8 protein-coding genes, 1 tRNA gene and 1 pseudogene are annotated in these 12499 nt (G+C 42.2%); all 10 read right to left on the reverse strand.

The features are described from left to right. Positions 1 to 29: 29 nt before the first annotated feature. On the reverse strand, positions 30 to 4223 hold the full coding sequence (rpoC, locus tag NQ782_RS09330; RefSeq protein ID WP_000653927.1) for a DNA-directed RNA polymerase subunit beta': 4194 nt from the start codon (positions 4221 to 4223) through the stop codon (positions 30 to 32). 86 nt (positions 4224 to 4309) lie between these two features. Continuing rightward, entirely contained in the window at positions 4310 to 8398 is a 4089-nt protein-coding gene (gene rpoB / locus NQ782_RS09335) for a DNA-directed RNA polymerase subunit beta (RefSeq protein ID WP_000331899.1), read from the reverse strand. A gap of 305 nt (positions 8399 to 8703) precedes the next feature. Continuing rightward, a complete protein-coding gene (gene rplL, locus NQ782_RS09340; RefSeq protein WP_001229360.1) occupies positions 8704 to 9075 on the reverse strand; it encodes a 50S ribosomal protein L7/L12 in 372 nt (123 codons plus the stop codon). Between the two features lie 42 nt (positions 9076 to 9117). After that, positions 9118 to 9624, reverse strand: coding sequence for a 50S ribosomal protein L10 (rplJ, locus tag NQ782_RS09345; RefSeq protein WP_001196213.1), 507 nt, complete (start codon positions 9622 to 9624; stop codon positions 9118 to 9120). Positions 9625 to 9943: 319 nt separating this feature from the next. Next, entirely contained in the window at positions 9944 to 10639 is a 696-nt protein-coding gene (gene rplA, locus NQ782_RS09350; RefSeq protein WP_001096694.1) for a 50S ribosomal protein L1, read from the reverse strand. Positions 10640 to 10642: 3 nt separating this feature from the next. Continuing rightward, on the reverse strand, positions 10643 to 11071 hold the full coding sequence (gene rplK, locus NQ782_RS09355; protein WP_001074682.1) for a 50S ribosomal protein L11: 429 nt from the start codon (positions 11069 to 11071) through the stop codon (positions 10643 to 10645). 108 nt (positions 11072 to 11179) lie between these two features. Next, entirely contained in the window at positions 11180 to 11713 is a 534-nt protein-coding gene (nusG, locus tag NQ782_RS09360; protein WP_000832994.1) for a transcription termination/antitermination protein NusG, read from the reverse strand. Between the two features lie 7 nt (positions 11714 to 11720). Then, on the reverse strand, positions 11721 to 12161 hold the full coding sequence (gene secE / locus NQ782_RS09365) for a preprotein translocase subunit SecE (protein WP_000063880.1): 441 nt from the start codon (positions 12159 to 12161) through the stop codon (positions 11721 to 11723). 75 nt (positions 12162 to 12236) lie between these two features. Then, positions 12237 to 12312 (reverse strand) — tRNA-Trp (locus tag NQ782_RS09370). Between the two features lie 60 nt (positions 12313 to 12372). Further along, a pseudogene (locus tag NQ782_RS09375) lies at positions 12373 to 12499 on the reverse strand (elongation factor Tu); the annotation flags it as partial.

Consider the following 12499-nt stretch of genomic DNA (forward strand, 5'->3'; position numbering starts at 1 on the left):
TAAGGCGCCTTTTTAATGCAAGTTTAAGCTTAGAATTGTTCTGAGTTTAAAGCTTGGCTAAATGCTTGGTCTACTTCGCTGAAGTCATTGTGAAGAGCATGTTCTGCTGCTTCCGCTTCTTGACGACGACGCTCTAAGTGGTATGCAAGACCAGTACCAGCTGGAATCAAGCGACCCACTACAACGTTTTCTTTCAAGCCACGTAAATCATCTTCTTTACCTGTTACAGCCGCTTCAGTTAACACACGAGTTGTTTCCTGGAACGATGCAGCAGAGATGAATGAGTCAGTAGAAAGCGATGCTTTCGTAATACCCATCAATTGACGTTCAAACTTCGCAGGGAACTTGTTCTGAGCCAAGACAGCTTGGTTCTCTTGAACAACACGGATGTAATCCACTTGTTCACCTTTGATGAAGCTTGTATCACCACCATCGATGATATCAACTTTACGCAACATTTGACGTACGATAACTTCAATGTGCTTATCGTTGATTTTTACACCTTGGAGACGGTAAACGTCTTGAACTTCGTTCACGATGTAGTTAGTTAAAGCAACTTCACCTTTCAAGCGTAAGATGTCATGTGGATTTTGTGGACCATCAGAAATGGTTTCACCACGGTTCACATGTTCACCTTCAAACACGTTGATTTGACGCCATTTTGGAATCAACTCTTCGTAAATTTCAGAACCGTCATCTGGAGTAATCACTAAACGGTTCTTACCTTTGGTCTCTTTACCGAAGCTTACGATACCAGACACTTCTGCCAAGATCGCATGTTCTTTCGGCTTACGTGCTTCGAACAAGTCAGCAACACGCGGAAGACCACCGGTAATATCACGAGTACGTGAAGATTCTTGTGGTACACGACCGATAACGTCACCCACACCAATTGTTTCGCCGTCGCGAACAGTCACAATTGTGTTTTGTGGTAAGAAGTAGAACTGTTCACCGCCATCAGTTGTATCTAATACGATTGCTGGACGTAAATCTTTACCAGAAGCAGGACGTGCTGTTACAGGCAAGATTTCAACAGTTGTCATACCAGTTGCATCATCAGTTTTAGATGTTGCAGTTACACCATCAGCAATTTGGCTGAAACGTGCTTTACCAGCAACTTCTGTTACCAATGGATGCGTATGCGGATCCCATGTCGCAACGATACCGCCAGCCTCAACAAGCTCACCATCTTTCAACAAGATGCTCGCACCGTAAGGAAGTTTGTAGCGTTCACGCTCACGACCTAACTCATCGGCAATACCAATTTCACCTGAACGTGAAACTGAAACCAAGTGGCCTTTCGCATGTTGTACAGTTTTTACGTTATGGAAACGTACAGTACCTTTGTTACGTACTTGAACACTGTTTGCAGCAGAAGTTCGGCTTGCAGCACCACCCACGTGGAACGTACGCATTGTTAACTGTGTACCTGGTTCACCGATTGATTGTGCAGCCATTACACCTACTGACTCACCTGGGTTTACCAAGTGACCACGAGCAAGGTCACGACCATAACATTTCGCACATACACCGAATGTTGATTCACATGCGATTACAGAACGTACTTTAACTTCATCGACACCAGCCTCTTCAAGCTGAGCTGCGATTTTCTCGTCAATTAACGTACCACGAGGTAATACAACTTCATCATCAGATGCACGACGTACATCTTCAGCAGTTACACGACCTAATACGCGGTCACGTAATGGCTCGATGACATCACCACCCTGAATGAATGGAGTCATCACTAGACCACCACTTGTACCACAATCTGGCTCAGTAATTACTAAGTCTTGTGCCACGTCTACAAGACGACGAGTCAAGTAACCAGAGTTCGCAGTTTTCAATGCAGTATCGGCCAAACCTTTACGCGCACCGTGTGTTGAAATGAAGTACTGGAGTACTGTCAAACCTTCACGGAAGTTCGCTTTAATTGGAGTCTCAATAATCGAGCCATCCGGTTTTGCCATCAAACCACGCATACCTGCAAGCTGACGAATCTGAGCCGCACTACCACGGGCACCAGAGTCAGACATCATATAGATACTGTTGAATGATTTTTGCTTCTCGTCTTCACCTTGTTTGTTTTTCACAAGTGTATAAGACAAGTTATCCATCATTGCTTTAGCAACTTGGTCGTTTGTACGCGCCCAAATATCGACAACTTTGTTATAACGTTCACCAGCAGTTACGAAACCTTGTTCGAACTGTTGTTCGATTTCACGAACTTCTGTTTCCGCTTTGTCAATAATTGTGTGTTTCGTAGGTGGAATTAACATGTCTTCCATACCTACAGATACACCTGAACGAGTCGCTTGACGGAAGCCCAAGTACATTAATTGGTCAGCGAAGATAACTGTATCTTTCAAACCAAGTTTACGGTAGCAAGAGTTGATTAACTTAGAGATGTTCTTTTTAGTCATCTCAAGGTTGATCATGTCAAAGCTTAAACCTTCTGGAACAACTTCCCAAAGTAAGCAACGACCTGGTGTTGTATCAACAATAATAGTTTGCTGTTCACGCTCACCATTTTCATTGATAACCGTTTGATGCACACGTACTTTAACACGAGCATGGATCGCAACTTGACCAGTTGCAAGTGCACGGTTTACTTCGTGAGTATCCGCAAACACCATGCCTTCACCTTTAGCGTTTACTGCATCACGAGTGATGTAGTAAAGACCCAAGACAACGTCCTGAGAAGGAACGATGATTGGCTCACCGTTTGCTGGTGACAAGATGTTGTTTGTTGACATCATCAATGCACGAGCTTCTAACTGTGCTTCAAGTGTCAATGGAACGTGTACCGCCATTTGGTCACCGTCGAAGTCGGCGTTGAACGCAGCACAGACGAGCGGGTGAAGACGGATTGCCTTACCTTCAATAAGAATAGGTTCAAATGCTTGAAGACCTAAACGGTGAAGTGTTGGCGCACGGTTCAACATTACTGGATGTTGACGAATTACAGATGCAAGAACGTCCCAAACTTCCGGAGTCTCACGCTCAACCATTTTCTTTGCAGCTTTAATGGTTGTTGCCTGACCTGAAGCTTGTAATTTCGCGAAAATGAATGGCTTGAATAGTTCAAGTGCCATTTTCTTCGGAAGACCACATTGGTGAAGACGTAAAGTAGGACCTACAGTAATTACCGAACGACCAGAGTAGTCAACACGCTTACCTAACAAGTTCTGACGGAAACGACCTTGTTTACCTTTGATCATGTCTGCCAAAGATTTTAATGGGCGTTTGTTAGAACCAGTAATTGCACGACCACGACGACCGTTATCAAGCAACGCATCTACAGACTCTTGTAACATACGTTTTTCGTTACGTACGATGATGTCCGGCGCTGCAAGGTCAAGAAGACGCTTCAAACGGTTGTTACGGTTAATTACACGACGATATAAGTCGTTCAAGTCAGAAGTCGCGAAACGACCACCTTCAAGTGGAACTAATGGACGTAAATCTGGTGGAAGTACCGGAAGTACGTTCATTACCATCCATTCTGGCTTGTTGTTTGAGTCTTTGAATGCTTCCATCAATTTCAAGCGCTTAGACGCTTTTTTCAACTTCGTTTCAGAAGTTGTTTGAGGAATTTCTTCACGTAAACGTGAAATTTCAGCTTCAAGGTCGATGTCTTTCAACAAGTCTTGAACTGCTTCTGCACCCATTTTTGCAACAAATTCGTCGCCGTGCTCTTCTAGAGCAGTAAAGTATTCTTCATCATTAAGAAGTTGATACTTTTCAAATGGTGTCATACCAGGATCAGTAACAACGTATGATTCGAAATACAATACACGTTCGATATCACGAAGTGTCATATCAAGTAATAAACCGATACGGGATGGTAACGATTTTAAGAACCAGATATGTGCAACTGGAGAAGCAAGCTCAATGTGACCCATACGTTCACGACGAACTTTTGCTGTAGTTACTTCAACGCCACATTTTTCACAAATGACGCCTTTGTATTTCATACGCTTGTATTTACCACACAAGCATTCGTAATCTTTTACTGGACCAAAGATTTTGGCACAGAACAAACCATCACGTTCTGGTTTGAACGTACGATAGTTGATTGTCTCAGGTTTTTTAACTTCACCATGAGACCATGACTTAATCATTTCTGGTGACGCAAGACCAATACGGATACGGTCGAACTCAACTGGCGCATGACCATCTGAGTCCGTTTTCTTACGCATGATATCGAGCAAGTCTTTCAATTTTTTTCTCCGTGTGTCGGGAAGCCTCGCTTACCCGACTGGGTCACAAATATTGTTTTTACCTAAAAAATCGTGAGTCTTACGACTTAGTCACCATTTTTTAGTTCAATGTTGATACCTAAAGAACGGATCTCTTTGGTCAATACGTTGAACGATTCAGGCATACCCGGATCCATATAATGGTTACCATCTACAATGTTCTTATAGATGCGAGTACGGCCTTCAACGTCATCCGACTTCACTGTAAGCATTTCTTGGAGTGTATATGCTGCACCGTATGCTTCAAGTGCCCATACTTCCATCTCACCGAAACGCTGACCACCGAATTGTGCTTTACCACCAAGCGGTTGTTGTGTAACAAGTGAGTAAGAACCAGTTGAACGCGCATGCATCTTGTCATCAACCAAGTGGTTCAATTTAAGCATGTACATGTAACCAACAGTTACTGGACGGTCAAACTGTTCACCTGTACGTCCGTCAAACAATACTGTTTGACCAGTACGTGAAATGTCAGCCAATTCAAGTAAGTCTTTAATTTGACTTTCTTCAGCACCATCAAATACAGGAGTAGCTAAAGGCACACCCGCACGCAAGTTACCTGCAAGCGCTAGAATTTCTTCATCAGTCAAGCTATCAAGATCTTCTTGCTCACCGCCGACTTTGTTATAAATCTTGTCTAAGAATTCGCGCAGTTCTAAAACTGTACGTTGTTCTTTCAACATTTTTTCGATTTTGTCACCAAGCCCTTTAGCCGCCATACCCAAGTGAGTCTCTAGAATCTGACCCACGTTCATACGAGATGGTACACCCAGCGGGTTCAATACGATATCTACCGGCACACCGTTAGCATCATGTGGCATGTCTTCAACAGGTAAGATGTTAGATACAACACCCTTGTTACCGTGACGACCAGCCATCTTATCACCAGGCTGAATACGACGTTTAACAGCTAAGTAAACTTTAACAACTTTTAATACGCCAGTTGTTAATTCATCACCTGTTGCAAGCTTACGTTTCTTCTCAGCGAATTTCTCATCGATTTCTGCGCTCTTCTCTTTCAAGAACACTTGAATTTGAGTTAAACGCTCAGCGATTGCTTCATCTGCTGGTTGAATTTCAAGTAAGTCAACAAGCTCTAAACCAGATAATAAATCTTCAGAAAGTTTATCACCACGTTTAGTTGAACCACCGCCATTAGACTCTTGGCCTTTAAGTAAACGGATTACACGCTCACGAGCCGCTTCTTCGAAGATCTTGTATTCTTCTTTCAAGTCTTTACGATAAGAATCAAGCTGCGCTTTTTCAATTGCTAAAGCACGGTCATCTTTCTCTAAACCATCACGAGTGAAGACTTGAACGTCAATAACTGTACCTTTAGTACCAGATGGAACACGTAAAGATGAGTCTTTAACGTCAGCAGCTTTCTCACCAAAAATTGCACGAAGCAGTTTTTCTTCAGGAGTTAACTGAGTTTCACCTTTAGGCGTTACTTTACCAACTAAGATGTCGCCAGCAGTAACTTCAGCACCGATATAAACGATACCTGATTCATCAAGTTTAGAAAGCGCAGCTTCACCTACGTTAGGAATATCGGCAGTAATTTCTTCTGCACCTAACTTAGTATCACGTGCTACACATGACAATTCTTGAATGTGAATAGAGGTTAAACGGTCTTCTTGAAGTACACGCTCAGATAACAAGATCGAGTCTTCGTAGTTGTAACCATTCCATGTCATGAACGCTACACGCATGTTTTGACCAAGCGCAAGTTCACCCATGTCTGTTGACGGACCGTCTGCCAAGATGTCACCACGAGCAACTTTGTCGCCCAAGTTCACAATAACATTTTGGTTAATACAAGTATTTTGGTTTGAACGCGTATATTTGATGAGGTTATAGATATCTACACCTGCCTCACCTGCAACCATTTCATCTTCGTTTACACGAATAACGATACGAGAAGCATCTACATATTCAATTACACCGCCACGGTTTGCGATTACACACACACCAGAGTCACGTGCAACGTTCGCTTCCATACCTGTACCTACAAGCGGTTTATCCGCACGTAAAGTAGGAACTGCCTGACGTTGCATGTTTGAACCCATGAGCGCACGGTTTGCGTCATCGTGTTCAAGGAATGGAATAAGTGATGCAGCAACAGATACTACCTGCTGTGCAGAAACGTCCATATGCGTTACTTTTTCAGGCGGCATACGTACGAATTCACCTTGATGACGAACAGAAACGAATTCTTCTGTTAAGTTGCCATCTTTATCTACTGCAGAGTCGGCCTGTGCAATAACAGTACCTACTTCTTCAATTGCAGATAAATATTCAACATCATCAGTTACACGACCATCTACAACTTTGCGGTATGGAGTTTCCAAGAAACCGAAGTCATTCGCTTTTGCGTATACAGAAAGCGAGTTGATCAAACCAATGTTTGGACCTTCAGGAGTTTCAATTGGACAAACACGACCATAGTGAGTTTGGTGTACGTCACGTACTTCGAAGCCTGCACGTTCACGTGTTAAACCACCAGGACCAAGCGCAGATACACGACGTTTATGTGTAATCTCAGATAATGGGTTGTTTTGGTCCATAAACTGAGATAACTGGCTTGAACCAAAGAATTCTTTGATTGCAGCAGCAACTGGTTTTGCATTAATCAAATCTTGTGGAGACAAGTTATCTGTTTCTGCTTGGCTTAAACGCTCTTTAACAGCACGCTCAACACGAACTAAACCTACACGGAATTGGTTCTCTGTCATTTCACCAACAGAACGTACACGACGGTTACCTAAGTGGTCGATATCGTCGACTTCACCTTTACCGTTACGGATTTCAACCAATGTACGTAATACATCGATAATATCTTCGTGCGATAAAATACCTTCAACTTCGCGTGACTTCTGATCAGTACCAACTTCGTAAGGACGACCTAAACGACGGTTGAACTTCATACGACCTACTGGAGATAAGTCATAGCGTTCAGAAGAGAAGAACAAGTTATTGAATAAGTTTTCAGCAGCTTCTTTTGTTGGTGGCTCGCCTGGACGCATTACTTTGTAGATTTCTACTAATGCTTCTTCACGATCACGCGTCAAGTCAGCACGTAATGTATCAGCTACGAACGAACCACGGTCAATATCGTTAGTGAACAAGATATTAAATTGCTTAACACCGCCTTCTGCCAACTTCACCATTACTTCATGGCTTAACAGAGTATTTGCAGCAATTACTTCACCATCACGTAAAGTAATATCTTCAGCAGTGATACGCTCATATAAGTATTCATCAGGAACAGAAAGCTTAGTTAAACCTGCAGCTTCCATTTGACGTACATGACGAGCATTAATACGTTTACCTTGCTCAACAATGACTTTACCTTCATTGTCAGTAATATCAAATTGAGCCATTTCACCACGTAAACGCTCAGGTACGAGGTCAATTTGATAGCTACCCATGTCAAGATACACAGGTACTTTTTCATAGAACAAATTCAAGATCTGTTCATTGTTATAACCTAGTGCACGTAACACAACTGTAGCAAGTAATTTACGACGACGGTCGATACGTACGTAAACTAAGTCTTTTGCATCAAATTCGAAGTCTAACCATGAACCACGGTAAGGAATGATACGTGCTGAATACAACACTTTACCACTTGAGTGGGTCTTACCTTTATCATGGTCAAAGAATACGCCTGGCGAACGGTGTAATTGAGATACGATTACACGCTCAGTACCGTTGATAACAAAGGTACCATTTTCAGTCATGAGTGGAATTTCACCCATATAGACTTCTTGTTCGCGTACGTCTTTAATTGATTTAGTTTCGCGATCTTTAATAATCAAACGAATTTTAACGCGCATTGGTGCCGCATAAGTCGAGCCACGAAGAATACATTCGCGTACATCGAACTCAGGTTTACCAAGGCTATACTCAACAAATTCTAAAGCAGCATTGCCAGAATAACTTTCGATAGGAAAAACTGAACGAAATGCGGCTTGGAGACCGATATCTTCGCGGTTTTTTGGTGATTTGCCATCTTGCAAGAATGTTCTGTACGAATCGACCTGAATCGATAATAAGTACGGTGCATCCATTACTTGGGGCAATTTACCAAAATTCTTACGGATCCGTTTCTTTTCGGTATATGAGTATGCCATCTGGAGTCCTCGGAAAGTAAACCAAGCCCGCCTGCAGAACGGGCTCAGAAGGAATTACGCAGGCCGATATGGCCACCACTGTTTACAAATGCTGCAATTTTTAGTGGTATAAAAACGCTTAACAATATTTTTAAAAATGAAAAATATTGGTAAGCATTTGAATTTATTTATTTTATTTAGGCTTTCTCTAAAAACCAAACAAAACTAACAAAAATCGAGCCGATTATTGTAACGCAAAAAGGCTGATGACCCAAGAGCCATCAGCCATTTTATGGAGCCGATTTAAAAACCGACTCCTTTTACAATTACTTAAGTGTAACTGTAGCACCAGCTTCTTCAAGTTTCTTCTTAAGTTCTTCGCCTTCTTCTTTAGAAACGCCTTCTTTAAGAACTTGAGGAGCGCCTTCAACTAAGTCTTTAGCTTCTTTAAGACCAAGACCAGTTGCTTCACGAACAGCTTTAATTACAGCTACTTTGTTAGCACCGAAAGAAGTCAACTCAACGTTGAATTCAGATTGTTCTTCAGCAGCAGCAGCAGCGCCACCAGCTGGAGCAGCAACAGCTACAGCAGCTGCAGATACGTTGAATTTCTCTTCGAAAGCAGAAATTAATTCAACAAGTTCAAGAACAGTTTTTTCAGCAACTGCATTTAAGATTTCTTCGTTAGTTAAAGCCATGAGAATAACTCCAAATGGATATTGAATGGTGTGTAAAATTGATTAAGCAGCTTCTGACTCGTTTTTCTCTTTGAGTGCTGTAATGAGGCGACCCAATTTCGAAATAGGAGCTTGAAGGACAGAGGCAAGCATAGTAAGCGCTTTCTCTTGGTTCGGAAGATTAGCAATAACGCTAACATCAGCACCTTGATAAACTTTGCCGTCAAATGCAGCAGCTTTTAATTCAAATGCTTTGTTAGTTTTAGCAAATTCTTCGAACAAGCGTGCAGCTGCACCCATGTCATCTTCAGAAGTTGAAAAACCTAGAATTGTTGGACCAACAAGGTTGTCGTTCAAGATATCAAACTGAGTACCTTGAAATGCGCGTTTAGCCAAAGTGTTACGTACAATACGTGTAGTTACACCTAGCTTACGAGCTTCAACACGAAGTGTTGTTAATTGCTCTACGCTTAAACCTTGATAGTCAGCAACAACGGCTGCAAACGCTTTAGAAGCAACTTCACTTACTTCTGCAACGATCTGTTTTTTGTCTTCAATAAGAAGAGCCATTGTAAAACCTCCTAAGGTGATTTATGTACCCAATGGGCACACTCCCAGTTCGTAAGTCTTTCGACTTACACGCGGAGGAGGAACAAATCACACCACCGCGTCTACGCAGGCTGGTTTATTAAGAAAATCGCTATTCGAAAATAACGTCTTTTCGCCTGAGGTCTTTGACGCTGATAAATTCTCATTTATCAATTCAAAGTCCGCCTGATAAGTAATAGATAAAGCTTTACTCTACCGAAGCAAAAGCAGAAATAACTTTTCTGTTTTATGCTTAATCCTCATCAGGACTTTAAAATTCTTTACTTAACCAAGTTAAAACTTAGTTTGAAACGTTGTTTACATCAACAGTAAGACCAGGACCCATAGTTGAGCTCAAAGTGATCTTCTTGATGTATACACCTTTAGAAGTTGCAGGTTTTAACTTTTTCAAGTCAGCAACTAAAGTTTCAACGTTTTGACGGATTGCAGCAGCATCAAAGCCAACTTGACCAATCGCAGCGTGAATAATACCCGCTTTGTCTACACGGTAACGTGCCTGACCAGATTTAGCGTTTTTAACAGCGCCAGCAACGTCAGGAGTTACAGTACCAACTTTAGGGTTTGGCATTAAACCACGTGGACCAAGAATTGTACCGAGCTTACCAACAACACGCATAGCGTCAGGAGCAGCGATTACAACATCAAAGTCAAGGTTTCCACCTTGGATGCTTTCAGCAAGGTCATCAAAACCTACAACATCAGCACCAGCTTCTTTCGCAGCTTCTGCTTGCGCGCCTTGAGCAAATACAGCTACACGTACAGTTTTACCAGTACCTGCAGGTAATGTAGTCGCACCACGAACAACCTGATCAGATTTACGTGGATCTACGCCAAGGTTTACAGAGATGTCTAAAGATTCTTTGAACTTTGCAGCAGGCAAGCTGTTAAGAACCTGTACTGCTTCTTCCAAAGTGTAAACTTTGTTCGCTTCAACAGCAGCAGCAATGGCTTTTTGACGTTTAGTTAACTTTGCCATGTCTTATAGCTCCACTTCCAAGCCCATAGAACGTGCAGAACCAGCGATGGTACGAACACGCGCGTCTAAGTCAGCACCAGTTAAGTCTGGTTCTTTAGTAGTCGCGATTTCTTCTAATTGAGCACGAGTCAACTTACCAACTTTAGTTTTGTTAGGTACAGATGAACCCTTTTGGATACCAGCAGCTTTCTTAAGAAGAATAGAAGCTGGAGGAGTTTTCATGATGAATGTGAACGACTTGTCGTTGTACACAGTAATCACTACAGGGATTGGAAGACCTGGTTCAACTTTTTGTGTAGCAGCATTGAATTCTTTACAGAATGCCATGATGTTTACACCACGTTGACCTAGTGCAGGACCAATCGGTGGAGATGGATTTGCTTTACCAGCTGGAACTTGCAGCTTGATATAGCCGTCAATCTTCTTAGCCATTTTAAATACCTCTGGGTACAAACGCCGTTAGGCTCCCCAATTTCTACGTAACAATACTGTTACAACAACAATGCCCGATAAAATCGGGCGCTTTTCAACCAATTAAGATTAAATCGTTTTTTCGACTTGGCGAAATTCGAGTTCAACCTGAGTTGGTCGATTAAACACGTTAATTGTCAACGTTAAACGTGACTTATCGTATTGAACCTCTTCCACCACACCTTTAAAGTCTGTGAATGGACCGTCAATAACAAGTAATTCTTCACCTGGCTCAAACATCGTCTTAGGACGTGGGGCTTCACCAGTATTACGTACACGCGCAAGAATCGCATCTGCTTCACGTTGAGTGATTGGCGCAGGTTTTTCAGGTGTACCACCAATAAAACCTAATACTTTTGGACACTCTTTAACAATGTGCCAAGTATCGTCATTCATTTCCATTTCAACTAACACATAGCCAGGAAAGAATTTACGCTCAGATTTACGCTTCTTACCATCCTTCATTTCTACCACTTCTTCGGTAGGAACAAGGACATCACCAAAGCTATCGGCAACAGCGCTACGCTGGATTCGTTCTTTAAGTGAACGCATCACTTGTTTTTCATAACCAGAATAGGCATGAATAATGTACCAACGTTTCATAGCTCTTTTACCCGATAATCAACTTAATTAACCAACCCAAACCATAGTCAAAACACCATAAAACTAATGATGCAACAACTACAACCAATAGAACCTGCCACGATGTTGTGACTGTTTCTTGTTTTGTTGGCCAAGTTACTCGACGCAATTCGACTCGTGCATCTTTCAGCAAACGAACGAAGCCTTTACCTTGATGGGTGGCGTATAATAAACCTAAAGCCACAACGATACAAGCAAAAATTACCCCAACGCGCACCCAAACATCATTTGCAGGGGCCCAATACGCTGGTAAATGCTGATTCACCATGGTAGCCGAGAGCAATAATGCAATTGCTATCACCCATAGAACGATATCTAAAGGCGAACCAGAACGAACAACTTCAGCAGAATTATTTCTTTGAGGAATTGGCGCGTCGCTCAATGCGTCACGCGATTTATCATTCGACATTTTTGTACTCGTCGTAGAACTCGCGACTTATTATATGAACAACTAAGCCAGCATCAAGCTTTTTATTTCAAAATATGGCAGGTCAGGAGGGACTCGAACCCCCAACATTCGGTTTTGGAGACCGACGCTCTACCAATTGAACTACTGACCTATAAAGCAAGTTGAGAGCCAAAGCTCTCAACTTGAGACGTAATTCGTCACTATATTATGCTTATGCAGTTACTTTAGCAACAACACCAGCACCTACAGTACGACCACCTTCACGGATCGCAAAACGTAGACCTGGGTCCATTGCGATTGGGTGGATTAATTCTACTGACATTTCAACGTTGTCACCT

It is taken from the genome of Acinetobacter sp. BD54 (assembly GCF_044778325.1).
In the GTDB taxonomy this organism is placed as follows: domain Bacteria; phylum Pseudomonadota; class Gammaproteobacteria; order Pseudomonadales; family Moraxellaceae; genus Acinetobacter; species Acinetobacter baumannii.